This is a genomic window from Dyadobacter ginsengisoli DSM 21015 (assembly GCF_059568735.1).
The window spans coordinates 402,041-428,614 of the sequence record NZ_JCANTY010000002.1 but is presented as its reverse complement, the minus strand read 5'-3'; the positions used below and the strand labels follow the sequence as shown (position 1 = coordinate 428,614).

Annotated in this window: 25 protein-coding genes; 20 read left to right on the top strand and 5 right to left on the bottom strand. The window is 46.5% G+C overall.

Annotated elements, in window-relative coordinates:
* The first annotated feature begins 203 nt into the window (after positions 1-203).
* The 7 genes from BP71_RS08080 to BP71_RS08050 all read left to right on the top strand — a co-directional run bounded on the left by BP71_RS08080 (position 204) and on the right by BP71_RS08050 (position 7,215).
* Entirely contained in the window at positions 204-467 is a 264-nt protein-coding gene (locus tag BP71_RS08080; protein ID WP_496379007.1) for a hypothetical protein, read from the top strand.
* A 114-nt stretch (positions 468-581) separates the two neighbouring features.
* A complete protein-coding gene (locus tag BP71_RS08075; protein ID WP_496378057.1) occupies positions 582-2,537 on the top strand; it encodes a sialate O-acetylesterase in 1,956 nt (651 codons plus the stop codon).
* Positions 2,538-2,561: 24 nt separating this feature from the next.
* Positions 2,562-2,933: a helix-turn-helix domain-containing protein gene (locus BP71_RS08070; RefSeq protein WP_496378056.1), complete on the top strand. Its 372-nt coding sequence runs from the start codon at positions 2,562-2,564 to the stop codon at positions 2,931-2,933.
* 869 nt (positions 2,934-3,802) lie between these two features.
* Complete coding sequence (locus BP71_RS08065) at positions 3,803-4,396, top strand: hypothetical protein (protein ID WP_496378055.1); 594 nt, start codon at positions 3,803-3,805, stop codon at positions 4,394-4,396.
* Entirely contained in the window at positions 4,324-5,430 is a 1,107-nt protein-coding gene (locus tag BP71_RS08060; RefSeq protein ID WP_496378054.1) for a T9SS type A sorting domain-containing protein, read from the top strand. The genes BP71_RS08065 and BP71_RS08060 overlap by 73 nt, the downstream gene beginning before the upstream one ends.
* Positions 5,431-6,590: 1,160 nt before the next feature.
* Positions 6,591-7,067 (top strand): hypothetical protein, encoded by a 477-nt coding sequence (locus BP71_RS08055; RefSeq protein ID WP_496379029.1) that lies wholly within the window; start codon positions 6,591-6,593, stop codon positions 7,065-7,067.
* A complete protein-coding gene (locus tag BP71_RS08050) occupies positions 6,979-7,215 on the top strand; it encodes a DUF6250 domain-containing protein (RefSeq protein ID WP_496379005.1) in 237 nt (78 codons plus the stop codon). Before BP71_RS08055 ends, BP71_RS08050 begins: the two co-directional genes overlap by 89 nt.
* A gap of 20 nt (positions 7,216-7,235) precedes the next feature.
* Here BP71_RS08050 and BP71_RS08045 read toward each other — a convergent pair whose 3' ends face one another.
* Both BP71_RS08045 and BP71_RS08040 read right to left on the bottom strand, forming a co-directional pair.
* Positions 7,236-8,858 (bottom strand): PepSY-associated TM helix domain-containing protein, encoded by a 1,623-nt coding sequence (locus tag BP71_RS08045; RefSeq protein ID WP_496378053.1) that lies wholly within the window; start codon positions 8,856-8,858, stop codon positions 7,236-7,238.
* 2 nt (positions 8,859-8,860) lie between these two features.
* Complete coding sequence (locus tag BP71_RS08040; RefSeq protein ID WP_496378052.1) at positions 8,861-9,142, bottom strand: hypothetical protein; 282 nt, start codon at positions 9,140-9,142, stop codon at positions 8,861-8,863.
* Positions 9,143-9,529: 387 nt separating this feature from the next.
* On the opposite strand from BP71_RS08040, the gene BP71_RS08035 reads away from it, so the two are divergent.
* Together BP71_RS08035 and BP71_RS08030 are read left to right on the top strand one after the other, a co-directional pair.
* Complete coding sequence (locus tag BP71_RS08035; protein WP_496378051.1) at positions 9,530-11,854, top strand: TonB-dependent receptor; 2,325 nt, start codon at positions 9,530-9,532, stop codon at positions 11,852-11,854.
* Positions 11,855-11,930: 76 nt separating this feature from the next.
* Entirely contained in the window at positions 11,931-13,241 is a 1,311-nt protein-coding gene (locus BP71_RS08030; RefSeq protein WP_496378050.1) for a DUF4374 domain-containing protein, read from the top strand.
* A gap of 400 nt (positions 13,242-13,641) precedes the next feature.
* On the opposite strand, the gene BP71_RS08025 is transcribed toward BP71_RS08030, so the two are convergent.
* Both BP71_RS08025 and BP71_RS08020 read right to left on the bottom strand, forming a co-directional pair.
* The gene (locus BP71_RS08025; protein WP_496378049.1) at positions 13,642-13,809 is read right to left on the bottom strand and encodes a DUF2442 domain-containing protein; all 168 of its coding nucleotides are present in this window, start codon (positions 13,807-13,809) and stop codon (positions 13,642-13,644) included.
* A gap of 208 nt (positions 13,810-14,017) precedes the next feature.
* Entirely contained in the window at positions 14,018-14,650 is a 633-nt protein-coding gene (locus BP71_RS08020) for a T9SS type A sorting domain-containing protein (protein WP_496378048.1), read from the bottom strand.
* Positions 14,651-14,960: 310 nt separating this feature from the next.
* Here BP71_RS08020 and BP71_RS08015 point away from each other — a divergent pair, with 310 nt between their 5' ends.
* The 8 genes from BP71_RS08015 (at position 14,961) to BP71_RS07980 (ending at position 23,236) form a co-directional block, all read left to right on the top strand.
* Positions 14,961-15,569: a TetR/AcrR family transcriptional regulator gene (locus tag BP71_RS08015; protein WP_496378047.1), complete on the top strand. Its 609-nt coding sequence runs from the start codon at positions 14,961-14,963 to the stop codon at positions 15,567-15,569.
* A 79-nt stretch (positions 15,570-15,648) separates the two neighbouring features.
* Positions 15,649-16,680 (top strand): efflux RND transporter periplasmic adaptor subunit, encoded by a 1,032-nt coding sequence (locus BP71_RS08010; RefSeq protein ID WP_496378046.1) that lies wholly within the window; start codon positions 15,649-15,651, stop codon positions 16,678-16,680.
* Positions 16,681-16,716: 36 nt separating this feature from the next.
* On the top strand, positions 16,717-19,845 hold the full coding sequence (locus tag BP71_RS08005) for an efflux RND transporter permease subunit (protein ID WP_496378045.1): 3,129 nt from the start codon (positions 16,717-16,719) through the stop codon (positions 19,843-19,845).
* Between the two features lie 5 nt (positions 19,846-19,850).
* On the top strand, positions 19,851-21,125 hold the full coding sequence (locus BP71_RS08000; protein WP_496378044.1) for a TolC family protein: 1,275 nt from the start codon (positions 19,851-19,853) through the stop codon (positions 21,123-21,125).
* A 26-nt stretch (positions 21,126-21,151) separates the two neighbouring features.
* Positions 21,152-21,418: an acyl carrier protein gene (locus BP71_RS07995; protein WP_496378043.1), complete on the top strand. Its 267-nt coding sequence runs from the start codon at positions 21,152-21,154 to the stop codon at positions 21,416-21,418.
* A gap of 2 nt (positions 21,419-21,420) precedes the next feature.
* Positions 21,421-21,999, top strand: a complete 579-nt coding sequence (locus BP71_RS07990) for a TetR/AcrR family transcriptional regulator (protein ID WP_496378042.1) — start codon at positions 21,421-21,423, stop codon at positions 21,997-21,999.
* Complete coding sequence (locus BP71_RS07985) at positions 21,971-22,690, top strand: pentapeptide repeat-containing protein (RefSeq protein WP_496378041.1); 720 nt, start codon at positions 21,971-21,973, stop codon at positions 22,688-22,690. Before BP71_RS07990 ends, BP71_RS07985 begins: the two co-directional genes overlap by 29 nt.
* 3 nt (positions 22,691-22,693) lie before the next feature.
* Positions 22,694-23,236, top strand: coding sequence for a DUF4833 domain-containing protein (locus tag BP71_RS07980; protein WP_496378040.1), 543 nt, complete (start codon positions 22,694-22,696; stop codon positions 23,234-23,236).
* A gap of 645 nt (positions 23,237-23,881) precedes the next feature.
* On the opposite strand, the gene BP71_RS07975 is transcribed toward BP71_RS07980, so the two are convergent.
* Positions 23,882-24,355 (bottom strand): TetR/AcrR family transcriptional regulator, encoded by a 474-nt coding sequence (locus BP71_RS07975; RefSeq protein WP_496378039.1) that lies wholly within the window; start codon positions 24,353-24,355, stop codon positions 23,882-23,884.
* Between the two features lie 358 nt (positions 24,356-24,713).
* Here BP71_RS07975 and BP71_RS07970 point away from each other — a divergent pair, with 358 nt between their 5' ends.
* The 3 genes from BP71_RS07970 (at position 24,714) to BP71_RS07960 (ending at position 26,554) form a co-directional block, all read left to right on the top strand.
* On the top strand, positions 24,714-24,992 hold the full coding sequence (locus BP71_RS07970; protein WP_496378038.1) for a hypothetical protein: 279 nt from the start codon (positions 24,714-24,716) through the stop codon (positions 24,990-24,992).
* Positions 24,993-25,301: 309 nt separating this feature from the next.
* The gene (locus BP71_RS07965; RefSeq protein ID WP_496378037.1) at positions 25,302-25,517 is read left to right on the top strand and encodes a hypothetical protein; all 216 of its coding nucleotides are present in this window, start codon (positions 25,302-25,304) and stop codon (positions 25,515-25,517) included.
* Positions 25,518-25,897: 380 nt separating this feature from the next.
* Complete coding sequence (locus tag BP71_RS07960) at positions 25,898-26,554, top strand: sigma-70 family RNA polymerase sigma factor (protein ID WP_496378036.1); 657 nt, start codon at positions 25,898-25,900, stop codon at positions 26,552-26,554.
* Positions 26,555-26,574: the final 20 nt, after the last annotated feature.

Below are 26,574 nucleotides of genomic sequence, written 5' to 3'. Positions count from 1 at the left end.
ATAATCAGTATGGCTGTATGTTTTGAAACCCTTAGCCGTCCCGCCAGCCTCGATCTGTTGCAGCTAGCGTCTTGATGCCCCAAATCGATACGCCAGAGGTGGAACCCACGTCCTTAGCGATCCCAGATAAAACAACCGCATTAGAGTAATAATTACTTGGATTGTTTGAGCGGCGGAGACCCGATTGATAATGTTTAAATCGAATCGCTTGTCTGGAAACGTTTGCCTGCAACGGGAACCGAAAATTACAGCGGTCTGTCGTCACCGTTAGCGGACTTCTTTTCATTGCTGCGACAGAAGACGGAAAGTTGCGTGCCTTTGATAAGAAAATTGGCCAATCACTGTGGCAAACTAAACTTCCCCCAGCCTGTTTTACCACGCCTTCAACCTATATCGTAATTGCGTGCGGCGGGGTAAAATTAGGGCAAAAAAAGGGGAGTCGTTCCGTAACTTTTGCCTTACGCTAGAGAACACAATAAAGTGCTGAGGGTAGACGGCCTATGCTAGGTTTAGAATTTAAACTGAAGCCCCTCCTCTCCGCACTTTTGTAAACCATTCATTCACTTGTAACCAAAGCGTTTATGAACCGTTTGTTTTTCATCGTAGTACTATTTGTTCACGGCAATGTTTTTGGGCAGATCAAACTAGCTCGTTTATTTTCAGATCATGTTGTTATGCAGCGACAGAAATCCATCCCGATATGGGGTTGGGCCGCTGCAAATGAAAAAGTAACAGTAACGATGGCGGGCCAGACTGCAACGGCAACAGCGGATGCCTCGGGCAAGTGGATCGTGCGAATTAATCCTTTGGAAGCTGGTGGCCCATATGTGATGACAGTTCGCGCCAAATCCGGAAAAGCAACGGTGAATGATATTCTGATAGGCGAAGTGTGGCTATGCTCAGGTCAATCGAATATGCAATTGGCTGTGTCTTCGGCTATAAATTATCAGCAGGAAAAACAAAATGCTGATTTTCCTCAGATCCGCCATTTTCAGGTGGACCATAACGTGACCCTTACCCCCGAATTAGATTTAAAAAGTGGTGAATGGAAAATAGCTTCATCCGAAACTGTTGGAGGCTTTACCGCTGTTGGCTTTTTCTTTGCACGGGAATTGTATCAAAAGTTGAAAATACCTGTCGGGATTCTACATTCGTCCTGGGGAGGTTCTCAAATAGAGGGCTGGATAAGCAAGGAAGCTATGCTGGAAAATGAAGTGTTCAAAGACTACGCCCAAGGAATGCCCAAAACCTGGAAGGATGCAGATAAGATCATGGATGCCAAACTTAAGAGTCAGCTTTTTAAAAGCACCTCACACAATCCTTCGGCCGATGAGGAAAAAGCCTATCTCACGGGTGCAGCTGATATTTCAAAATGGCTGAATGCTCCTAACCCGGTAGGGCCGTGGGATTGGAGAGGTTTGCCTAGTTTTCGCGGATCGGGATATATGGCGAAAGCTATTGATTTTCCGGCAGACTGGGTCGCGAAGGAATCAGTGTTCTCACTTGCCGGCAATGATGGTAAAAGTGACATATATGTCAATGGTAAATTGATTTCATCAGAGACTTTGAAGGGGTTGAGAAGAATAATTATTCCGGCCAATACGTGGAAAGCTGGAGATAATCAGCTTGTGATAAAAATGAGTGGTATGGTGGGTACTTCGGGGTTGAGACCAGGAATGCCAGGAAAGGCGACCGATCTTTACCTCGAACAAGGATCGCAGAAAATAAGCTTATCCACAGAGTGGAAACTGATGCCCTCGTTTGTGGAAAAATATGAATATGCTCATTTAATGAATAATGTAGGAACCACCATTTACAATGCGATGATTGCCCCGTTGATTCCTTTTGCAATCAAAGGAACGCTTTGGTACCAAGGAGAAGCGAATGTTGGACGGGCCTATCAGTACCGGCAGTCTTTTCCATTGATGATCAACGATTGGCGAAAACTTTGGAATGACACGTTCTCCTTTTATTGGGTACAGCTTTCCAGTTATGGGCCCGAAAATGACAGTAACACAGGAAGTAGCTGGGCTGAACTGAGGGAAGCACAGGTCATGACTTTGAGCTTACCGAAAACAGGGATGGCTGTGACAACAGATATCGGAAACCCCAAAGACATTCACCCAACCAATAAACAGCAGGTAGGGCATCGGCTCGCTGCTATTGCTCTTCAATTTGACTATGGACTGAATATCGTTTGCTGCTCGCCATTGTATGATAAGGTGAAATTTGAAGGTGACAAAGCAATAGTTTCGTTCAACTATGCAGAAGGTGGACTGATTGTGAAAGACAAATATGGCTATCTAAAAGGATTTGAAATAGCTGCCCAGGATGGTAGGTTTTATTTTGCCAAGGCGGAGATTGTTGGTCATCAGGTAATTGTATCACATCCAAAAGTAAACAAACCGGCTGCTGTGCGCTATGGCTGGTCTGATTCCCCCATCGACGGAAACCTGTATAACCTGGAAGGTTTCCCTGCAAGCCCTTTCCGCACGGATACCTGGCCTGGTGTTACAATTAATTCTAAATATCAGTAGCTGTAAAATTCAGGCAAAGAATTAATGAACCAGAGAGACTTAGACTCAGTTTATGGCAATCTCAGGTGGCTCCGAAAAGCGGCAAAACTCGATTTGACTGTTTCACTGTGCCGCTGTATCGACCTTTCCATTGCTTCCCTGAGATTGACCTCAAGTCGGCAGGTTGCCAAAATTTATGGGGTAAGCTTTAAACAAGTCACCAACTGGGTGCACCAGTTTGAAAACCAAGGGATCCACGAGCTATATGACCTTCCAGGGCGAGGGGGGGAATCAATTTTATCTCTATCTGACCTTGAAGATATTCGGCATGTTGTCTTGAATTGCGCCCTTGATGAGTTTGGGTATTCTCAAATGCGTTGGGCTGGGCCACCATTGCTTGAATGGATTAATAAGTAATACAACACGTAATATAAAAGCTCCCGGATTTATAAGCTTTTGGGAAGAATTGAGGTAGAATTCAAAAGCTAGGTTGGCTATGCAGTAAAATAATTGTGTAATTGTTACTTACGTTTTATCATCAAACTAGGATAAAGCAGCCTTTTCACGGACGAATAAAAACCCTGCGGATCTAGGCATAATAAGGGATTTGCGAGAAATTTGTGATTCACTAAAATAGTATAGCATGAAAGAGCGAACTGTCGTTTGCGGCCTAGATGTGCATAAGGAAACTATCTATGCCGCGCTTTACAATGGGAAGGTCCACACAGAAGTGCAGAAGTTTTCAACTTTTAGCTGAGGTATTAAAAAATTATCGGCCTGGCTGCTGGATCACGATGTAAAAAAGGTAGCTATGGAGTTCAGGGAAGAGATATTAGTGACCTTCAATTTTCGAAAGATCCTTAATTTCATTTTTAGGACACCTGACTGATCAAGCCCAATGAACCTGGAAATCATGGGTAGCGTAATGCCATTTGCCAGAAGGAGTGCTACTTCTTGCTCCTCTTTTGTGAGCCCCTTCTCCAAACTCCCCCAATAGCTGGTGTGTGAATCATTCTGACAAACCTTTTGAAAGATCAATTGCATATTCGAGTTAGAAACAAATCTCTTTCCTGCCAGCACCTCATGGATGCAGGCTCCTCGGCAGGATCCTTCTTAAACAGGTAGCCATTTACGCCCGCCTTGAGCAGTTGCCGTATACGATTGATATCCGGTTTTGCATCATAGGCGATCACATGTCTAAGCTGGGTAATCTCACTAAGTGAGTTGATAAACTTATTAATTACGCGATATTTAGCAGGATCAATTATAACCTGGCCTATCCCCTGGTGGACCACTGTATTTTCAAAGGTAACAGCGCTACGCAATGGGGAGGAGGAATCTGTAATATCGGTCCCGGTACTACGACCCTTGTCAATTCGCTTTTCTACCAAAATACGGCACAGAGCGGCGGGGCGGCATTCAGCAATATGGACGCCCAACCGAAATTTATCAATGTCACGATCGCAAACAATACCGCCGGTGAAAACGGTGGCGCAGTACATAACTACAACAGGGCAGAAACCGAGCTTACCAACTGTATTGTTTGGGGGAACAAGCGATGGGCGTCCAGCAGCCAGCTTTATACAGCAGATATGGGCAAAACCAAAGTCTATTTCAGTGTGCTGGAAGGAGGAGCGGCAGCCATTATCGGAGAAAGAGAGTCTGCGGGGATCGTTTCCCAAAGCCCGCTTTTTACCGATACGACCAGTGGTAATTTCACTTTGCAGACCTGTAGCCCGGCTATCAATATAGGGCCGGCGGCGTACTCAACGGGTTTATCACCGATCTGGCCGGCAACACCAGGCTCGTGGGAGTTGCAGATGCAGGAGCGTATAAGTCCCAGGCAGCCCATCTGTCCGGTGCTGATCGTCTTGCTGTGAATGGCTATACGACTACAGTTGATGTCATTCCCGGACAAACCTATAGCATCCGGGTGGCCGATGATGTATGCCGCAGCGTGGCTGCCCTTACGTCAAGCGGGATGTCTCCGGTTAGCGGTACTGTCCATGTTAGTACTTATATCGACAATACTGTGCAGACGTATAATGGTGCACGTTATGTCCAGCGGCACTACGAGATAGTACCTGACAACGGTGCTTCTGCTGCTACCGCCCACGTAACCCTGTATTTCACCCAGGAGGAATTCACGGCCTACAATACCAGCCTGGGGCGGGAAGAACTCCCTGCTGCGTATAATGACTACACTGACAATCCGAGGGTATTCCAATACCACGGTACACCCAAAGCCGGACAAACCGGCCCGGGCGCATATGCCGGTGCACCTACCGTCATTACGCCCGACCTGAGCTGGAACTACGGCCTGGGACGCTGGGAGGTAAGTTTTAGTGTAACCGGTTTCAGCGGGTTCTTTGTAGGTTCAGCCAGTTCTCCGCTACCGGTGAAGCTGGTGAGATTTGAAGGTAAGCTAGTTGAGAGCAACAGCATATTGCTTCAATGGAACGTGACCGAGCAGGTGGATATGGCTGATTACGTGGTGGAGCATAGCGACGATGGCCGAAATTTTACAGTAATAGGCACTATTCCTGCTAACGAATCCAGCCAAAGCCGTTACGAGTTTATTGATCACCGTTCGCATTCCGCCGCGATTGCCTATTACCGGTTGAAAATGACTGAACAAGACGGAAGCTATGCTTACAGCCGTATCCTCAGGGTGGTATTGCCGGACAACGAAAGCAAGGTGATCGTCTACCCTGTACCCACGCGCGATTTTGTGTGGGTACAGGGTGCAGGTATCAGGGGAACTTCTTTGAAAGTGGTGAACATACGAGGGGTAGTGCTGAACCTTGTCACAGCCACGCCAGACACACAACGGGTTGACATTTCCCCTCTGCCTGCGGGTGTATACTTCATCAGTAACCAGTTGGGCAATGCATTGAAGTTTGTAAAGGAATAAACTTGAAAGGCTAATCAAAAAAATGCATTGAATTCGATTCTGTATTAATAACCAAATAACAAATTATTGATTTTAACTATTTTGTATATTAAAGCGACTTTAAGTCAGCCTCTATGGAGGCGTTTCTTCAATGAGCACCTCTAATTTTTTGGTACTAAATTCTGCTCACTATCTGAATGCGGGCAAGTATAATCCAGACCAACAATACCAAATCTAACCTTCGTTGAATTCCCAGCGAAGAAGAAAAAATAGATCTGAGCAAGCTAGGTCTCAGGCGGCCAATGGACACGGCTATTGGACACCTAAGTCACTTCGATTGAAAATTAAGGCCCTGCCACCCTTGTGTAAAACATGATATGTTTCGGGGAGCAATTATTTTGTACTGCAAGAAATAAGGCCTTAATCCATAAATTGGAGGGCTTAAAAAGAATATAATGCTTTGACCTCCCTGCGATAAATCAGACAGCTGATAATTTCCCAGGTAACCATCCTGTTTGCAACCGTGGCTGTTGAGCTTCTTCCAAGTACAGGGTGGTCAGAAACACGGTGGTGCCGACCTGCCGTCATTGCCTTGTACAACTTTTTTGAATAGAAGCTTATATATACTTGAAAAGCATTTTCTTTGTAGAATGTGTTAACTAAGGATGATGTGCAAAATAGCCACTGTGTTTAGATCACTTTCCTGAAAATGAGGATGTGCGAGCCAACGTGGTGATTCTCAGTTTGACGTGGCCCCAGAAATCGGCACACACTCTTGTTTACCCTGCTCACCTTGAAGTACAATTAAACCAAACTGGGATGATGTTGATTCAAATGAAAGGATTGACCACTATGCTGGTCTTCAGTAGGAGCACCTTCGTCATCAAGTTGCTCTTTATAGTTGGATTAATTTAACTCACGTTTTTTGAAAACTTTGTTTGTCTTTCGCCGGATAGGACTCGTAATTATAATTATCTGTTCTACTCATTTTGCTGAGAATCAGGCTTTCAGGAATTTGGCTGGCCTGCCAGGCGCTTCCATGTCTAATGCCAAAGGTGTGGTCCAGGATATGCAGGGCTTCATGTGGTTTGCAACCTACGCGGGCCTATTCCGGTATGATTCTCACACACTGAAAAAATACCTACATAATTCTTCCGGATTCGAACTCTATTTCGTCCGACATGCTGAATGCCGTCTTCTGCGACTCGAAAGGCGACCTTTGGGTGGCCGGAACGGGCGAACTCGATCGGTATAACCGGGAGACAGACAATCTTACGCACGTCGATCACAATTTGCCCAAGACCAACCCTGAACTCAACAACAACATCTATTTCATAGCGGAAGACCGCGATCACCGGGTATTGGTGGGAACGCCTTTCGGCCTAAATAGTATTATGGTTACAAAAGGTGGAATAAAGGTGACCTATATTCTTCACCGTACTTTTGAGGGGCTCGACAAGGACATTTTTTCGGTAAGCCAAACAAGCCAGGGTGATTTCTGGGCGGGAAGCGACAATGGGTTGGTCCATGTACCCGCCAACGGAAATCCACCACAAGTCTCGGGAGCACTTGCTGAAACCCAATCAGAAGTATCACATCAGCATTCAGGTCGAAAACGCACGGACCACTTTCTCAGTCGACGGTATAGTCGTCTTTGATTGGATAGATGAATCACCGTTCACGGCAGGCTATTTTGGCTTTCGCTCTACGGCTTCCTGTCATGCGATAGATCATTTTCGTGTTTGGAATAACCGATCAAATGGTTTTTTACCAACCGTAGGTAGGCGTGGCAATTGGCTCGCATGAGCAATCTTCCAGATATATCCTCAAATGCGATGGAGATCTTTGGTGGCGTTGCGACGTAATTTTGGATCACTATGAAATTGAGCCGGTGATCTAGTAAAACTTCGCCTGATTGACGTGGCCAGAATTAAGGAAATTACGCCCGTTCCGCCCCAAAAAGCATCGGTAAGGGCAGTGTAATAAAGCCCGTCCGACCATGCATTAAAGATCCAGTCACCGGTTACGAATCCATTGGTAAGCGGGACAAAAACCGAAATAAGTCCGCCAACAAACAGGTAAAACCAGGTGATTCGCGATTCCGTTTTCAGCATTAAACCTGCTATACTCAGTACCAGCCACGATACGAAAAACACAGTCCTGACCAGAAAAACGTGGTTTTCTACTTTTGGTACCAATAGTTCTGCACTGAACAGAATGGCTGTGGCCGGGAAAAGCCCGAATGAAATGGCGAGATACCACATGGTGACCCTGTGATGGAACTGCTTTTGTTTGTCAGTATAGCTTTTTTTATTCCTCGCCTCTTTCCAGAGCAATACGCCGCTTATGATAACAAAACAGGTAAACAGGGCCAATAGAAAATAGATTATCTTCAATGTAAGCCCTCCGAAAGTCGCGAAATGTAGTCGGGATATCCCGAATAATACGGATTCCGCGTAAGTCCTTTTACCTGGTAATTTGTCGGAGATCAACTCCCCATCTTTCAACCTTACTGCCACCGAGCCGCTACCCGCGAAAGTTCTGCTGTTTTCCAGCGAAACTGAAACGATACCATCTTCACGGTCATAATGTTTGATCTGCAGGTAATGTAAATTCAGCTCCGGATTTTCACTTTTTACTTTGGCGAGGATGCCGGTTATCCCTAAATTCTTGGTGGCAAAGGCAGATTTTTCACTCACCTCCATAGCACGTTCCGAAATGATATCATTGATCGCTTTTTCCTGATTGCCACCGTAGAACACCATGACCACAGGTAGTAAAACCAGGAACGACAGCATATAGTAAGCCCCCGTGATCGCATACATCAGCTGGAAAGGCAGTCCCAGCAAGCCAAAAACGGTGTGTGCATCGGTCCAGAGATTTTTTAATGATCCTTTTAGCGAAAAGCCGTGAAACTTGGTAAGCATATTTTGCCAATGGATCATCAGACCCGTAATCACTGCGAAAGCAAAGAAGAGTGCCACAAAGCCTGAAAGGTACCTGCCTATAAAGGGGATCTGGTCAAAAAAATGCAACCGGTATAATGTTTCTCCAACCGTTGTTTTTTCATCTTTGACGAATTCTCCGCTCGCCGGGAAATAGTTCGTGTAGTAATGTTGTTCGGGTTTGCCTTTTGGTACAATCAAATGCCCGTAAACCTTCACCAGAGGTCTTTCCGCGGATTCTGTCACGATGGTGATATCCTCAGAAAGGTCAAATCGGGGGATGGACTTTTTCAGGCTGGTGAGCATTTGATCATAGTCAACCGGGTACAGCAATGTCTGCCGCGCAGCCGGATTTTCCCATTGATAAAACTCATCTTTAAAGAGCGAAAATGCGCCGGCAAAAAATATAACGTATAGCCCAAAGCTGATGACAATGCCCGAAACGGTGTGGGTGTTAAAAGTAATGTTGTAGAGCCGCGGCGATAAACCTTTTAGTTTCTTCATAGCTATTTTAGAAGATATATTCCTGCTGCGCAAAAAATAATCGAAAGAAGATATATGCTCCAGACGATCCAGCCATTGCGCATTAGAAATGCGATGATCAGGAATGCTGTCCAAAGTAAAAAAACTGAAAACGCGCCAGTAAGTATGATTTCCATGCGATAGGGAAGTACGACCGCCAGAAGCAAGTGAACGGCCACTGCAAGAAAATAGCCGCCGAAAAGTCCCGCCGTGATTTTGAGGGCACGCTGGCCGCGGGTTGTCAGATATTCCTTTTTAGCGGGCATCGCAGATCAGTTGTATCAGTAATAAAACGTGTAAGACAACGGCCACTCCATAGAAATAAAATTTACCCAACACCGCAAAGAGCTGAACTATAACCATCGCCAACATACTGGCGGCCAATGCAAGCAAAAGCCCGGCAGCCCAGCCCTCCATTCGCACATATAATAATGATCCGGCTATTGTAAAAAGCAATCCAATGAGCCGGGTACTACGAAATTGCGGGGTGAATAGAACGTCTGGGTAATATTTTGACTTGGAATAGTACAAGTACATTCCGAGGTAGATGAAATAGAACTGAGTCATAAATTTATTTTTTCAAATATTAAAATTATTTAAACTAAATACAAATAACTAATTACATTTGACGAAAATTTCATGAATGATCTATTATGAGAATATTTTCCCTCCTCTTTTTATTCTTGCTTGTTGATGAAATTGGATATGGCCAGGGGTTTGCCTTTTCCGGAACAGTCAAAAACGAAGATGGCAACGTTTTGCCTTTTGTCTCTATCTCTTTGAAAAATACCAAATATGAAACTGCATCAGGAGCAGATGGGACATTCCGGCTCTTAGATATTCCCGCCGGTGATTACAAGCTCGTTGTGAGCCACGTAGGGTTTAAAACGTTTGAAAAAGAAATCAAAATCATCGGCCACAGGGTTGAAGATGTTGTTCTGACCGGCGATACCAAAGATCTCGACGAGGTTTTGGTAAGAACCGAAAAGCAAAGCCGTCTACAGGAAACGAAGCCGATCACGATCAGTAGCGTGGAGATCAAGAATGTGGTGAGCCAGAATGTACTGATCACCGACGTCATCGACCGGCTTTCGGGTGTGCGCATCCGCCGTTCCAGTTCGCTCGGGGAGCCTTCGGATATTTCGATCAACGGATTACGCGGCAATGCGGTGCGGGTCTACATCGATGGCCTGCCGATGGAATTTATTTATCCTAACTTCGATATTTCGACTTTGCCGATCGGAAACCTGAAACGGATCGATGTATATAAAGGCGTGTTGCCGGTCGACGTTGGTACTGATGCGTTAGGCGGGGGAATTAACCTGGTAACCGAGCAGAAATCGTACAATTCGCTTCGCGCTTCTTATAATGTCGGCTCTTACAGTACGCATATGGGCGATTTTGCCCTCGGACTTGCCAATAAGAAAAACTACTTCATCAATGTTACAGGCGCTGTCAATTATTCCGGCAATAGCTATGGAATGGACGCCAGGATTTTTGAGAATGGTAACCGGATTGAACGCATCAAGCGCTTCCATGACCAGTATAAGATCTTTTTTGGCGGCATTACCGTCGGCACGCACAGTAAGCCCTGGGCCGACGAGCTGAAACTTTCGGTGAATGTTTCAGGTGGAAACAAAGAATTGCAAAACGGCGCCAGGGTAAGCGGGACCGCTTTCGGAGAGGCGAAGTACAAGGCTGAAAACCTGTCAGCAGTTTTAAAATATGAAAAGTCACTCTGGAAACAGCGTGCGCTGTTTTCCACAGCCGCCAATTACAGCAGTCAGGCACTGAATTATGTGGACACGACCAGAAATGTGTACAGCTGGAGTGGAAAAGTAATTGGCAGAAGACAGAACCCCGGTGAATATTACGAGGCCAATTCGGATACCTACATTCATGGTTGGATCAACCGGAGCAGCTTTACCTTTAAAATAAGCCCTGATCACAAACTGCTTTTTTCCAATTTATATGCTAAGCAAAAGCTGACCGGCATCAATTATCTGGAAGCCGATCCAATGCAGGATTACCTGCGTATTCCGCAATATCTGACCAAAAATGTGGCCGGAGCGCAGTATGAGGGCTTGTTTCTGAACCGGCTAACCTTTTCTGCAGCCATTAAAAGGTATGATTATCTGCTGGATGGGGCAGAGAATAACACATTTGAGCTGGTCAAAAAGAAGGATGGCATCTGGGGCTGGAATACGGCGCTCAAGTATGATATAGCCGAAGGTATTTTTACCCGCGCATCTTTTGAAAAAGGTTATCTGATCCCGCAGTTTGCCCAGTTTGTAGGCAACGGGGCAGATATCGTCCGTAATACAGATTTGTTGCCGGAAAGCAGCGATAATCTCAATATTGGTGTTGTAATCAGCAAGCCGGTCAGTAAGTTTTTAAACATTGCTGCGAACATTAACGGGTTTTATCGGAGCCAGCACGACATCATTTTCATAGGAAATGGCGTGATCCGAAGATACGACAATGCGGACCAGGTGCGGACGTTGGGTGTGGAAGGTGACATGGCACTCACCATTAAAAATGCAATCAGTCTGAAAACCAATCTGACTTTTCTGCGCAAGACTTTCACCAAGATGAAACTGGTTGAAAGCCAGTTCCTGGCTGGCAGCGACTTTCCAAACAACCCGAATTTTTTTGGTAACTCGGAGTTATCATGGCAAAAACCGGGGTTGCTACAAACCAACGATCATTTCCGGGTTTACCTGTTTTACAACTACATCGCCCCGTTTAACCACATCACGGTCGGCAAAGGCAACAGCATTAAAAATACGCCGGAAGCTTACGTGCCCGTCCAGCATCGCCTGGATGCGGGTTTCTCCTACAAGTTCGCAAAACGTGGCCTGACAGCTTCTCTGAATGTGATTAACGTCTTCGATGCCAAGCTCTTTGATAATTACTTGGTGCCACGCGCGGGGGCGAATTTCAATGTAAAGCTTATCTGCGAGATTTCGCGCTTTTAGTGGAATGCGTCCGGCTAAAAGCTTCAAGCAATAGACTGCTTCCACCGACAACAATTTTCAACAAAACCAATTCTCAATGAAAACAACCCATCTATTACTATCCGTTTTTTTTGCAACCGCACTGATTTCATGCAGCAGTGACGATGCCCCCCAATCCGAACCTGAATCACTTTATCAGCAAGAAGGATTTTTGTTGTCTAGCATTTCGCAATCTACGGCTGGTTATAGTTACTACGCCGGTTTTTTTCCGCAACAGCCTTCGGGTGATGTCGATCTGACCAAGAATACGGCTTACAACACCTTCATGGCAAGGACGTCTTATAAAAATTTTCTTTACGGAATCTCACTGGATGGCGACAACAAGCTGTCCAAACAGGCTATTTTGAGATCTTCCGGGGCCGTCGTGGAGGTCGCTAGCATTCCATTGCTGGAATATCTGCAGTCCGTGCTGATCATCAACGAAAACCTGGGTGTTTACTCGACTTCGGGAAACAGATCCTTGTTCCTTTTTAACCCGGCAACGATGGAAAACCTGGGGCAGATCGATATGTCGAATGCCAAGAATTTTCCTGAGAACGAGTTAAATGTGTATGCGCATTTAACTTACAGGCCCAATGATAACAAGTTATTTGCCTCACTTGTTACGAACAGCAGCAAAACCGGCCAGTTTTATGATGCACAGGATGTGTTTGTCGAGGTGGTGGACCTGGCGACAAAAAAATGGGAGAAAACGGCAGTTTTTAAGCAAGCCACTTATCCGGTCTCCCGCGGTTTGGAACATAGTGTTGTGGATGAAGCGGGCAATGTTTATATCAGTACACAAGGCCAGTACGGGTTGGACGGGCAACTTGGGCCAAATGCTGCGAAAAGGTCCAGACCGCAGATTTTGAAAATTCCGGCCGGCAAAACTGACTTTGACCCGACCTATGCCTTTAACCCGGTTAATGCGGTAGGACAACAAAGTTCAATGTTCCAATTGCTTTTGGGGACTACTTACGATTCGAACGGAATCGCTTACGCCTGCATTTCAGCAGCCCCGTATCCTCCGAGATTATTGGAACTGATCGGTAAGCTGGCAGTCAATTCGATTACGGCGGCAGAGTATGCGGAACTGTCGGACCTTGCATTTTACAGTCCCGTTCAGCGCTGGGCGAAGCTGGACCTGAATGCACAAACTGCGACAGTGATTGCGGATTTACCGCTGACGGCAGCTTATAGTTATCCCAGCACACACAAATACGACGGCAAGTTTTACCTTCCGGTTTACAATTCCAGCATGAATTTGAACGGTTACTACAAATATGATCCGGCAACAGCAAAATCAGAAAAGATGGTCAATGTTACTGCCGGCGGATTGATAACGGATCTCTTAAAGCTAACGAAGTAGGTGTGGATGCAATGATGAGAAGACTGGTCGGAAGCGTTTCGCCCAGTCTTTTTTGTCAGACGGACGAAATGAGTTGAATTTAAATCGGAAGGGTCAGGACCTCAACTTTTGTCAGTAAAGCGAGCTGTACTTTGATGTGTTCAAAACTTTTGAGTCGACTGATCGACGATCAACTTGTTTTAAATTACCTACTTTGTTTTGAAACCTGTCGACACGTCTTTCAGGGAATCTTTTGAGCACGTTTACAAAAGATGTGTGACAAAATTATGTGCCATTTGCTTCGACGTGGTAGGCGACAGGGATATTGCTGTTGAAATCGCCTATAACGTTTTTCTTTCGGTGTGGGAGAGGCCTGATGTACTGATATTGGAAGGTTTGGGAAGTACTACCAGCTTTGGCATTAGTTGTTTGAATAGGTAATAAAGCCTTCAAAACTTAAATCTTCATCGAGGTCCGGCCAATGGATCCCAAAAGCAGAAAGCTCGAACTGCTCGCGCTCTGCCTGGGAAGCGTTAAGAAGTCCGGGGAACCATTTTAGCGGCACGCTCCGCTCTTCACTTGATGCCATCCGGACATCATTATGACCTCCTCCACCGGAAACTCTACTTTCAACCGTCTGAAAACCTGGGAGGGGCTCAGGCCATCCTTGACTTTATTCATCATACTAAGTTATCTAGTTCAAAACTCCAAAAGTTCGATGCTGTGAAACACAAGAGAGGAAAGAAAGAGGAACCTTTAATCGCACCATAATCCTACCATTAAGCGGGTAAAGCCAATCATTTCATCACAACTATTTTGGTAACTTTTACATTACCGCTTTGCTGTACCACCTGCACAATGTAGATTCCCTCAGGAAAGCTCCTGATGTCGATCCGGCCAGGGGCAGCTCCCTCGGAGGTGAATAAATTCCGTCCCACGCTGTTAAATATCTTTAAAGAACGTGCGTTGGGTGCATCTACTTTGAGAAATTCCGAAGCGGGATTTGGATGTACACTTACCATATCCGACAAACCATCCATAGATACATTACGGATCATGCTAAACGCATAGGTCCGGTCCACATCTACCATTTTCAATCGGTAATAGACTATTGAAGAAGATGTGGGCTCGTCCAGGAATGAATAATTCTGGATTCCGTTACTTTCACCCTTCGCGGTTACTCTCCCCACTGTCTCAAAATGACGCGCGTCGGCACCACGCTCTATCTCAAAGTGCGATGCGTTTCTCTCTGATGTGGTTGACCATGTAAGGGATACCTGAGTTTCTGTCTTTTTTGCTTTAAAACTTAGCAGCGTAACCGGCAGCGGCGTGGTTCTGTCACTGGTTTTGGTGAACCAGGCCTGCTCACTGGTAGCAGAAAAAGGGATACTGAACTCCATGAGCATTTCCGAGCTGTTGATGGAATACATATGCGCGCCGGGAGATACATAATCAATTCTATCCGAAGGTTGCCATTGAGCACTACCATTATAACGGGTAATATAGGCCTGATCATCGATATAGTTTGTACCGTTAGTAGATGTGTTGTGCTGAAGTAATATACTACCAGGACAATCACCGGTTGGTGAACCTTATTATCGGGTTCAGCATTGTGATTGGGCTTTTGACGAGGTTTCTATGGGCTGAAATTTTAAAAATTTGTTTTTAAACCAGGCTGGCAAAATTTGTTTTCTAATAAAGCAATGTTAATTTTGGACCATTGTTGAATATTGGTCGAAAATGTCTTTAAATAAGGAAGAGGTACTGCGTGCGAAAATCCTGGCTGGGGCCGACAAGCTTTTCAGGCAATATGGCCTGAGCAAGACCACCATGGAGGATATTGCCAAAGAAGCCGGAAAGGGGAAAAGTACCTTGTACTATTACTTCAAAAGCAAGGAAGAGATTTTCGATGTGATCGTCCAGGCTGAAAAGAACAAATTTTTCGGGGACGTGCAGGAAGCTGTTGCCAACGCCGCCACGGCGGAGCAGAAGCTGCGTGTTTTTACCCGGATGCGCTTTGAGAGGCTGAAAATGATGACCAATCTCTATAATATCATGATCCAGGAAGCGCTCGACGCGATCAGTGCCGGCCAGCCCCACACGATCGCGCACTACCGCGAACAATATGACCAGAAGCAGGCCAATATCCTGAAAAGTATCTTGCAATTTGGGATCATCACAGGTGAATTCCGGGTGCTGACCGAAAGCGAGAGTGAAATGCTTGCATTTGTAACCATCAGCTCATTGAACGGGGTGGAAATGGACTTGATCGTCCATAACAAACTCGACGAGCTACTTTCACGTATCGATTTCTTTCAGGATTTGCTTTTCAATGGCATTCGGAAGTAATTTTTTTTGAATAATAATAGACCAAAAAACAATAATAGTCTAAAAGTCCAAAATGAAAATCCCTAATTATTTGTCTTTCATGGAGAGATTTCTCAAAAATTCGTCCATATGGCTTTTGGGTTCGGCAATACTGCTTTCATGTGGCGGTAAAGAAACTGCCCAGCAAAAGCCTGTTGCTCCTATCAAAGTGAGCATTCGCCCAATAGCACTTCAAGACCAGGCCGAAAGGCTGCGATACTCCGGCTCAATCGAGGCGGAAAGTACAGTTCAAATCGGGTTTGCCGTGCCGGGCACAGTGTCATCTGTACAGGTAAGCGAAGGCCAGCACGTGGTGGCAGGTCAGCTGCTTTCGACTGTCGACCCATTGGAATACGACAACGCGCTGATGATTGCGGCTGCCTCCGTGGAACAGGCAGAGGACATGTACACCAGGCTGGAAGGTTTGTACAAAAAAGGAAGCCTTCCGGCGAAAGATTATGTGGATATCAAATCCAAAGTGGCCCAGGCCCGCGCAAACAAGAACCTGGCGCTTAAAAGGGTTAAAGATTCCAAGCTTTACGCACCTGTTTCAGGCGTAATTTCTGCCAAAAATATCGAGAAGGGGGCAACCGTCGCCCCTGGTGTTCCGGCATTCACCATTATTAATCTAAGCAAGGTGTACGCCAGGATCACAGTTCCAGAGAGTGAAATCGGCAAGATACAAAAGGGGCAATCTGCGCAGGTAGCTATACCTACGCTCGGTACGCAGGTGGTCGGTAAAATTGCAATCATTAATCCAATTGCCGACGCGGTAGCTAAGACGTACACAGTTAAGATTCAGCTTCCCAACCCGGAAGGAAAGCTGCTGCCCGGAATGATCACTGATACTGAAATCGGGACCGGGAAGAGCAACGCCGCCATTACGATCCCGGCTACCGCTGTCGTAAGGGATGCTAACGATATCACTTATGTTTTTGTGGCAACCAATACAAACCGCGCCATTAAAAGGCGTATCACGGCAAGGGAGCTTCGGGGGACAGACATTGTGGTAAGCGAAGGTTTGCAGCAGGGCGATAAGGTAGTTGTAACAGGGCAGACGAAATTAAAGGACGGTGCGCCGATCACCTTGTAGCGGGCCCGCTTTTGGATACATTCATTCAATAACAACATGAAAAAACGAACTATAAACTTCATCGAAGCGGCGATGAAGCACAAGCAAGTTACGCTCGTGGTAACTACTTTGCTTGTGCTGTTGGGGGTCAATGCATTGATGACAATGCCCCGTAGCGAAGACCCCAAGATCGACATGCCAGTGGGCATGGTCATGGCTTTTTATCCGGGTGCCGACGAAATTCAGATGGAGCAACAGGTTACCAATAAAATCGAGCAGTACCTGTTCTCCTTTGAGGAGGTCCGCAAGGAAAAAACAAAATCGGCCACCAAGGACGGCCAGGTCTTCATCACCGTCGAGCTGCATCCGGAAGTGAAGGATGTCAAGAAGTTTTGGAGCACCCTGCAACACGGCCTGAATATGAATATGGCCGGTGTACTTCCCCAGGGTGTAGTTGGCCCGATCGTGAACGGGAACTTTGGTGATGTGGTTGCCCAGATCATCACGGTTTCCTCGCCCACGCGTAGCTACGCGGAGGTGGAGGACTATCTTGACAAACTTGAAGATGGCCTGAAAACCATCCCGACGGTTTCGAAAATCAACCGTTCCGGTGGACAAAGGCAACAGATCTATGTCTCGGTCGACGATCACAAAATGCGCCAGTATGGTTTTGATATGACCGCCATCGTAGGAGCGCTGCAATCGCAAAACGTGACGGGCTACGCTGGCGAGCTGACCGTGTCGGCCAACAATGTACCCGTCTTTGCAGGCAGCAGCCTGAAAAGCGAGCAGGATATCGCCAACCAGATCGTTTATACCAATACAGACGGCACAGTCGTCAGGCTGAAAGACGTTGCTAAAATTGAAAGACGCTATGAGGAAACCACGTCGTATATACGTGTAGGTGAGGACAAAGTGATGATGCTGACCGTTGAAATGCAGCCGGGCAATAACATCGTCGCGTTCGGTAAGGAGGTGGAGGCGAAAATGGCAGAAGTAAAATCGACTTTTCCCGAGGATGTCAATGTCAATGCGATTGTCAATCAGCCGGAAGTTGTTGGGAACAGTATCAGTCACTTCATGGTTGAATTCGGGATCGCCATTGGTACCGTGCTCATTGTGATCATGCTACTGTTGCCGTTCCGTGTTGCGGCTATCGCCTCGCTGGCTGCGCCTATTTCGATCGCGATTACTTTTGGTATTATCAATATCATAGGTATCGAATTGCATCAGGTGACGCTGGTCGCGCTGATCATCGTCATGGGCATGGTCGTCGACAATGCGATCGTGGTGGTGGATAATTACATCGAAAAGCTCGACGAGGGCGTAACGCCGTGGACGGCGGCCTGGCAGGCTGCTACTCAGCTTTCCTTACCCATCTTTACGGCCACGCTGGCAATCATTTTTGCCTTTGCGCCTTTGGCGTTCTTTATGAGCGGGATTGCCAAAGATTTCATTGCAGCCTTGCCGGCAACTGTTGCCGTTGCCTTGGCGGCATCCATGGCCGTAGCGCTGCTGGTAACGCCTTATACCTGCTACCTTTTCATTAAAAAGGGGTTGAAGCACAATGTTTCGGACCGCCCGATCAAAAAGACATTGTTGGACCGGTTGCAGGATGGGTTTAACACAGCCGTCGAGGCATGCTTCCGGTGGCCGAAGTTGACTATGGCCGCTGCTTTGCTGTCGGTTGTGATGGCCCTGGTGGTGGCGACAAATGTGGAGCAGGAATTCTTTCCGGTTTCGGAACGGAACCAGTTTAATATGGAAGTATGGCTGCCCAATGGTACTGCGCTGACTGTGACTGAGCAGGTAGTGAAGGATATTGAAAAGACATTGAAACAGGATAGCAGGGTAGTGGGCGTAGCCAGCTTTATCGGCAGCAGCTCCCCGCGGTTCCACATTACTTATGCGCCCGAAACGCCGAGAAGGAATTTCGCCCAGATATTCATCACCACTCAGAGCGAGAAGGCAACCGACGAAATGGCCAAGGAATACCTGGTCAAGTTTGCCAACCAGCTCCCCGATGGTGAGGTGAAGATCCGACAGCTGAGCATGCAGGCAACATCCCCGATCGAAGTAAGAGTGATTTCCGACGATATCAATGACCAGAAGGCCGTCGCCGAGAGGGTGCAGGAAATCCTCCGGCAGGAGAAAGGGGCAAACTTTATCCGCAACGACTATGAAGAAGACAATTTCGGTGTAACCATTAAAATTAAAGAGGACATTGCGCGCAGGCTCGGCGTCTCCAAGCAGGCCATCACCCAGACCCTGGGCGCATTGTTGAAAGGCTTTGCCGTTTCTACGATCTGGGAAGGGGATAAGCCTGTTGATATTTTCCTTCGACTTGCCCCGGAAAACAGAAGGGATTTTAATGATCTCTCGGGTCTGTACATCTCTACACAGTTTGGCGGTAAGGTGCCGCTGAATGAAGTGGCTGAGCTTGTACCGGAATGGCATACTGGGAAGATCGCTCACAGAAATGGGCTGCGCACATTGAGTGTTACTGCCGAAGCGCAATTGGGTGTACGCGCCTCAAAAATCCAGGCGGCTATCCAGCCCAAGATCGCAGCACTCGACCTTCCGGAAGGGACAACGATCCAGTATGGGGGTGAAATTGAAGGAAGTATGGAAAATGCGCCTGGAATGGGCCTTTCGCTGGGTGTAAGCCTGATGCTGATCTTTTTGACATTGCTTTTCCAATTCAAGAATTTCAAGAAAACACTCATAATCCTTGCCACTTTCCCACTAAGCCTTCTAGGCGCTTTCCTGGGGCTGTTCCTGACAGACAATCCGATGGGGATGACTGCTTTCATGGGTATTATTTCTCTGATTGGGATCGTGGTGAGAAACGGTATTATCCTGGTCGACTACGCTGACGAGCTCGTCCGCGACCATGACTATTCAATCAAAGCGGCCGCGTTGGCGGCTGCCAAGCGAAGGATGCGTCCCATCTTTTTGACTTCATCCGCAGCGGCTGTCGGTGTGATCCCGATGATTATCAGCCGGTCCCCGATGTGGTCACCGCTCAGCAGCGTACTGGCATTCGGGCTGATGGTGTCGATGATTTTGACATTGTTTGTCGTGCCGGTGCTCTATTACATGTTTGTCAAACCCGAACCTGTCGAAGAGGAGCTTGCCCAGCCCGATGCCGACGATCCAATCCAATACCGGCCATCTCACGCATAATACCCATGAATTTCTATAAACCATATATCATCGCAGGGCTGATTGCCCTTATAAGTTACAGAACCAATGCCCAGGTCAGGGTCACCCTGACCGAAGCAAAAAAGATGGCGCTGGTGGCCAACAACCGGCTTGCCCAGGCTGACTTCCAGATCAAAGCGGCACAGTCCGCGGAAGCAGGGGCCAAAGCTACCAGTAAGCCGGTTATTGATGGTTCGGTAGCGGCATTACATGTTGGAAAGCCGCTCAACGCGCTGTTACCTTCTGTGCTGGCCAGTCCTACGGTTACGATCGGGCAACCCATTTACGTTGGGGGAAAGATCCGCCTCGGTCAGCAGGCCGCCGCAAAAGGCGTCGAAATAGCCCAGGCACAGAAAGTGCTGACAGAAACGGAAGTCCTGTTGGAAGTAGAAAAATCGTATTGGCAGATCGTGAGCATCAGCGAAAAGATCGGTTTGGCTGGCCGGTTTGGTGTCATGCTGGATTCTCTTTACCGAGACTTGGACGACTCCTATCAGGCCGGGATGACTTACAAAAATGACCTGCTCAGGGTACAGGTGCAAAAGAACGAGAACGAGCTCAATCTGGCCCGGGCAAGTGACGGACTTTTGATGGCTAAAATGCAGTTGGCACAGTTGATGGGCGATCCGCGCAATACTTCTTTCGTAGTGTCTGACTCTGTCACCGGCGATTTCGCAATGCTTCAAAACGATTCGCTGCTTTCGGCAGTAGAGCACCGGTCAGAAATACAGCTGATCAAGCGGGGACTGGAAGCCCAGGAACTCAATCGAAAGCTGTTGCAGGCCGATTTTAAACCCAGTGTCTCGCTGCTCGCTGCCGGTTTCGGCTCGTTTGGAAAGAACATCAATTTCGAAAGCGGGGGCAATGCGATGGCATCCTATGTGGGGATGCTCAACGTCAGTATACCGATATGGGATTGGGGGTTGAAGGCCAGCAAAGTCAAAGAGCAAAGTTTCAAAATCCAGGCGCAGAAGGCCCAGTTGCAGGAAACGCGCGAGTTGCTTTCACTGGAAATCCAGCATGCTTACTTACAGGTCAACCAATCCGCCAAAAAAATCGACTTGTCACGCGCGTCTGTCTTGCAGGCCGAGGAAAACCTAAGGCTCAGTAACGACCGGTTCGAGGCAGGGACTGTTACAGGCCAGGACGTGCTGGAAGCCCAGACCCTTTGGCAGCAGGCGACCAGCAGCATTATTGACGCGAAAGTAGAATACCGTATGAACGAAGCGGCCTTGTTAAAGGCGCTCGGAGAATTGAAATAAGCCACTTCTGACACCAACAATAATTAATGAATATCAACATTAGAAGGCCTTTGTACGAACTGCTTAGCGAGTGTTCCGGGCTGCAAGCATCGGCAATCACCGAAAAAATGCATATGATTTACGATCTGGGACTGGACAGCCTGGATATCGCTGAACTTACATTAAAGCTCGAGCTGTACTTCGGGATCCAGGTTATGGACACCGATCAGGACCAATTGATGATCGTCAGCAGCCTGGAAAACTATGTCCTTCGCGCCGTGTCAGCGATCGTACTCATAGATGGCAGCAATTAAAGATGGAAACGAGAAGCCGGATTATCAATAAGGCATCCGAGTTTTTCGGACGGTTAGGGATCAATGCTGTCACCAATGATGACATTGCCAAATCGCTTGGCATATCCAAGGCGACCATCTATAAGCACTTTGAAAGTAAGGAAGGCCTGGTCAATATTGTTGTGGAAACTGAGTTGGCTGCTCACTTTTGCCGGTTATCCGAGATTCGTTCGCGGGCGAGGAGCGCTATTGAAATAATAGATAAGGTGTCGGACTATTTGCAGCAAGTCAAGAATGATACCAATGCGAACTTCTTCCGTGACCTGAAACGATCGTTTGATTTCGCCAACGATCTACTGAGACTATTTAACTACGATTTACAGAAATGGATCATACAGCCGGCAATCAAAAACGGTGTTAGCGAGGGATACTTTTGGGAAGATACAAATGAAGTGCTTGTTTCACAGATGTGGCTTGGACTTGTCGAATGGCAGCCCATAACTCCTGGCGATTGGCCACATGCTAAGCGCCACTTCATCCGGGGATTATTAACTGAGAAGGGGTTTAGGCTTTATGGTGCCAGAAAAGACTTTCGTGATTGAGTTGCTGTGTTATTGTGCTAATAACCAGAAGGAAATTGACGGCCCTCAGGCCGATAATGATACAAGACAGATGATTAAGAATCCACAAATCCCTGTTGCAGTAAAAGAAGGTAGGTTTTACAACCAAGTGTTCGAAGGGGACCTGCAAAATCGGCAATTCTTTGACTGCGATTTTACCGCAAGCGATTTTTCGCGCTGTGATCTTTCCGGTTCTAACTTTATCAACTGCCGATTTTCTGGTTGCAACCTGTCTTCACCGATACTTGAAGGGGCTGGTTTTATGGATGTGGAATTCGCCAAATGCCAGTTAAGCCATTCCGATTTTTCCATTTGCAACCAACACATGCTTTCATTTCAGTTCAGGATATGTAATCTGGACAAGGCCAGGTTTAAAAACACCAGGCTGACAAATACTGTATTTGATCAAAGTTCATTGCGAGGTGCCGACTTCCGCGGTTGCGCGTTAGACAGTGTAAGTTTTTGTGAGTCCAATTTGCTGGATTGTCAATTTGAAGGAAGTATTATCGCTAACGTTGATTTCAGCCAGGCGGAGCATATTGAATTGGATTTAGATGCAAATTACCTTACTAACGTCAAGTTTGCGTACAGTAGCCTTCCACTGTTGCAACGGAAAAATCAACTGGGCTTTTACAGGATTGTGCTTGTAGAAACCAGTAGTAATGGGAATTGAGTGATGAAGGCGATAACAATTTCTTTGGCTTATTTATTGATCTGCGGCAGATGCTACTCCCAAGAGATTTTCAAAACCGTAAAATGGCCGAAGCCTACGGATGTCAAGGAACTGTTGTTTTACATCCAGCGGGACCCGAACACAAACACAGTTTGCTATACGGCAAATGTCAAAGGCGATGGCAATTTAGATCCGGATCATCCGGTTGATGTATTTTGGATGAACTATGCCACCAGCGGGAAACGATCCGGGCTAACCGCGTTGCAACGGAGTTTCGCCTATGGTGTAACGGTGCGGCAGTTCAGAAAGGACTCAATTGATTTCCGGATTGTGGCTGTACCAGGACGTCGTTTGCTTTTGCGGGGAGATAGGCCGGGTAACTACTGGGTGCAGACAGCGATTAACGGCAAGACATGCAGGCTGGGAAGAGTTTATTTGAACATAACAGGTGGTTCTACGTTATCCCCCGAGCTTTCCTACATTGAAATTCAAGGGTATCGGGTTATCGACAAAATGATCGAAATAGAACGCATCAAAGTAAAATGATTAGAAGTTGTATAGTACAGTTGTGATTTAAATATTCCCCGACTTTTCGGGGAAATATTTTAAATCGGCTACCGATTGATCAGTTTTAAAATTATGATGAAGCACAGATGGTGAAGAACGCTCTTCCTGTTTGGGAAGTTGGGTTTTGAGTTGATTATTGTTGGCGTTAATGTAAGCGGCGTCAATCGTTTGTAGGGTTTTTTAATAAATTCTTCCTTGGAGAATTCAGGGCCGAATTTTCTATCAATTTTGGATGAGATGGCAGCAGGTGACTGCCAGGGTGTTAGGTAATAAATCCTCCTGATTTTTTGGGAGGATTTATCTTTTTTTTGCACGACTCCTGAACCGTGCGTAATAACTGCTCATAGGGCTCGCCGTGGTAAACTAAATGAGCATGACCAATTGTCCTTTATGCAATCAGGACAGTTGAAGCCTGTGTTACGGGCTTGATTCTCAGCTAAGTCAACAGATATTATTTAAAAAATAATCCTCCGATTAATACCTCAGGCGCATTTTCCTTGTAAGCTTCACCATACTCCGGGAATTGCTTTTCATTCAAGTTCTGTAGGTTCATAATGATCGGCTTGTGCAGAAGTACCGTTATACCAATGGATTCTATCATCATCATTAATTGCCTGGCATCAATTAGTGTTGTTTGACCCTTTTCAGCACTATCTTGTAACTGCTATTGAGCTCATCGAGCGCCGAAAGATCAAAGCTATCTATGATTTCATTGAATAAGGCTGGATGTTTTGCCGACTCGTGTAAGAGCATGGCAGCCCCTTCAATATTATTTATTAAGAGATCAAACCGGTCGTTTACTAATTCTATTATTTTCTCCCTAAGTGGCTTGGCGCTCTTTACGATTGAAGTGAATGTACCCTTGAAGGCTTGCAGTTGTTCCTTGTATAATATTTCGAAGAGCCGTTCCTTGCTACGAAAATAGTAGTTGAGCGAAGCAGTGTTTACGCTTGCTTTGTCAGTGATGTCGCCGGTAGTTGCCCCGTAAAAGCCTTTGTTAACGAAGGCAGAGATAGCCGCCCTCTTAAGTCTGTTCTCTGGAGAAAAGTCCTGATCAGTTTTTTCACATTCTACGATGCGTGATTTTATAGATCCCATTCTGCTGTGTTCTGGCTAATCGGTAGTGTAGAATTTTTGGTTGTGGTCTGGTTTAGATGCTTTCATTTCAAAAACGAGCCCGGACAGGTTGTCTAATGCAATTTGTCCGGGATCTTGCAACGAGGGCGCTATACAATGCCAATCGCGTCGAATGCTATTTTTTGAATGGGATTGCCCAGAAGATACTTGCCTGGATTACGCTGTTTTTAAAGTCCGGGTCAATGTTATTTCCTGAGAAGTCTCCTACTTTGGATAGCCCTGCGATATAGCGAGCGCCTACGCCCAGGCCAATGCGTGAGTGATAACCGATACCTGCCCCAACTGACAGATCGAGGTTTTTTGCAAAGTTATTAATTATTTGGTCCGGGATGTCAATGACATCGCGCAGGTAGTGAAACTGAAGTTGAACATCAAAGCCGTCACCGTGATGAACAGCCCGCTTAGTCCGGTAGGGATGGTGCGTTCGCCATTGGTTTTCAACGGCAAATACTACACCGGCATCAGCCCGGTCGATAAGGAAGCATTCATTTACGAATTCGACCCGAACGGCGGTGCCGACAGTTTCAAGAAAGGTATTTCGCTGGACGGCGGAGGGTATATTCAGGTGCAGCTCATCGCTCCGCACCCGACAAAGTAGGCAGGGTTGATGTTAAAAAGGATCGTCCGGGCAGTGGTCCTTTTTAACTATTTTCTGTCTTTCGCTTTCATAGCGGATGGAATTTCTAAATGATCGGGACTAGTTTGTTCCCAATCCGGCGTAGATAAGGAGAGACAAAAGATAATAGGCGCTTTTTTCACTTGCATTAAGAGAGTATGATTATTATCAAAGAGATGACTCAACGAAAATCGTAGCAGTGTATCGTATATGCACTGGTACAGAGCTATCGATGCTACTGTTTCTTTCAGACAGAGATCAATAAACTAGACCAAAAGATTGAAGCGGAGTTTGAAAGATATGCTGCCTTCAAAAACGACCGAGATTCCTCTGACTGAAATGGAAATAAACAAAAGAAGAATGCCCCCCGCTATGAATGTGATCAACTTTATGAAGGTAATTTCAGGATCTGACATTTTGAAAATTTATGGTCTTAGCGAACTGAGCGCGTTATCTATTTTGGGCGAAACTGGCAATGACCGGAGAATGAAATCAAAAGGTGGATAAGTACGCGATTGTTGCTACGGCTAATAAAATAGCGACCATTTACTATAAAATGGTCAGACATAGAATGGAATTTATCCGCGTTGACCAAACTAGATACCAAGCCAAAAGAACCGCAGATAAGATTGCCTACATGGAACGAGAATTGGCAGGCCTCAAAGACAAGATGATGGATTTTACCGATAACAAACAAACTTTGGTTATATAGGAGCTTCCATTTTTGGAAAGGGCACAATGTACAATATGTTGATTTTGTAAAATCGCAATAAAATATAATAATATTTTGCACTTCTTTGTTTTTGTAAAATATAATGGAATGTTTTGCGAGGGATTTTCGGAGAAAACTTGTCTGGTAAGTATTCAGGCAGTAAACGATTCCCGGCATGACTTTACCCATACCAGACAACTCCGCAGACTTCACCCGGGTTTTTCAGCCCGGAACTTTCCGCAGCGACAAGCCCACGATCGAAACGGATGACGAGCGGCTTCTTCGCGAAACCTTCCATGAAGATCCCAGGCTGGGCTGCTCGTTGCTTTTCAGACGGTATTATGTAACGCTCTGCAATCACGCCGCGCGCTTTGTACATTCGCGGGAGACGGCAGAGGACATCGTCTCGGAGTTCTTCGAGATCTTCTGGGAGCAGCGCATTTTCGAACAGCCGATTCATTCGTACCGGTCGTACCTCTACACGGCGATCCGGCATCGTGCGTATAACTATCTCCGTTGGAAAGTGCAGCCGACCGACCCGCTCGAAGCCTTGCATTTCGCACCGGTGGCGCATACGATTGCTCCGGATGACGCCATGCAATACACCGAGCTTTACCTGAAAATCGAAAGCATTATCCAGGAGCTTTCGCCCCAATGCCGCCGCGCTTACCTGCTCAAAAGGGTGGAGGGCAAAAAATACGAGGAGATCGCCGGTGAATTGCAGATTACAACCAAAGCGGTCGAAGGACTGGTAGGTAGGGCCCTGGCCCGCCTGCGCACGGGCTTGAAACAGAGCTGGTTTCTCGCGGCAATGTGCTTTTTGCTTCCCTGACCACCGGCACAGACAACGAC

What these genes read in the sequence shown, in the direction of transcription:
- BP71_RS07960 (WP_496378036.1), top strand. Translation starts at nt 25,898, where the DNA reads ATGACTTTACCCATACCAGACAACTCCGCAGACTTCACCCGGGTTTTT.
- BP71_RS08075 (WP_496378057.1), top strand. Translation starts at nt 582, where the DNA reads ATGAACCGTTTGTTTTTCATCGTAGTACTATTTGTTCACGGCAATGTT.
- BP71_RS08025 (WP_496378049.1), bottom strand. Translation starts at nt 13,809, where the DNA reads ATGGCATCAAGTGAAGAGCGGAGCGTGCCGCTAAAATGGTTCCCCGGA.
- BP71_RS07995 (WP_496378043.1), top strand. Translation starts at nt 21,152, where the DNA reads ATGAATATCAACATTAGAAGGCCTTTGTACGAACTGCTTAGCGAGTGT.
- BP71_RS08045 (WP_496378053.1), bottom strand. Translation starts at nt 8,858, where the DNA reads ATGAAGAAACTAAAAGGTTTATCGCCGCGGCTCTACAACATTACTTTT.
- BP71_RS08000 (WP_496378044.1), top strand. Translation starts at nt 19,851, where the DNA reads ATGAATTTCTATAAACCATATATCATCGCAGGGCTGATTGCCCTTATA.
- BP71_RS07975 (WP_496378039.1), bottom strand. Translation starts at nt 24,355, where the DNA reads ATGGGATCTATAAAATCACGCATCGTAGAATGTGAAAAAACTGATCAG.
- BP71_RS08070 (WP_496378056.1), top strand. Translation starts at nt 2,562, where the DNA reads ATGAACCAGAGAGACTTAGACTCAGTTTATGGCAATCTCAGGTGGCTC.
- BP71_RS08005 (WP_496378045.1), top strand. Translation starts at nt 16,717, where the DNA reads ATGAAAAAACGAACTATAAACTTCATCGAAGCGGCGATGAAGCACAAG.
- BP71_RS08040 (WP_496378052.1), bottom strand. Translation starts at nt 9,142, where the DNA reads ATGCCCGCTAAAAAGGAATATCTGACAACCCGCGGCCAGCGTGCCCTC.
- BP71_RS08035 (WP_496378051.1), top strand. Translation starts at nt 9,530, where the DNA reads ATGAGAATATTTTCCCTCCTCTTTTTATTCTTGCTTGTTGATGAAATT.
- BP71_RS08055 (WP_496379029.1), top strand. Translation starts at nt 6,591, where the DNA reads ATGCTGAATGCCGTCTTCTGCGACTCGAAAGGCGACCTTTGGGTGGCC.
- BP71_RS08020 (WP_496378048.1), bottom strand. Translation starts at nt 14,650, where the DNA reads ATGTATTCCATCAACAGCTCGGAAATGCTCATGGAGTTCAGTATCCCT.
- BP71_RS08030 (WP_496378050.1), top strand. Translation starts at nt 11,931, where the DNA reads ATGAAAACAACCCATCTATTACTATCCGTTTTTTTTGCAACCGCACTG.
- BP71_RS08015 (WP_496378047.1), top strand. Translation starts at nt 14,961, where the DNA reads ATGTCTTTAAATAAGGAAGAGGTACTGCGTGCGAAAATCCTGGCTGGG.
- BP71_RS07985 (WP_496378041.1), top strand. Translation starts at nt 21,971, where the DNA reads ATGGTGCCAGAAAAGACTTTCGTGATTGAGTTGCTGTGTTATTGTGCT.
- BP71_RS08010 (WP_496378046.1), top strand. Translation starts at nt 15,649, where the DNA reads ATGGAGAGATTTCTCAAAAATTCGTCCATATGGCTTTTGGGTTCGGCA.
- BP71_RS07980 (WP_496378040.1), top strand. Translation starts at nt 22,694, where the DNA reads ATGAAGGCGATAACAATTTCTTTGGCTTATTTATTGATCTGCGGCAGA.
- BP71_RS07990 (WP_496378042.1), top strand. Translation starts at nt 21,421, where the DNA reads ATGGAAACGAGAAGCCGGATTATCAATAAGGCATCCGAGTTTTTCGGA.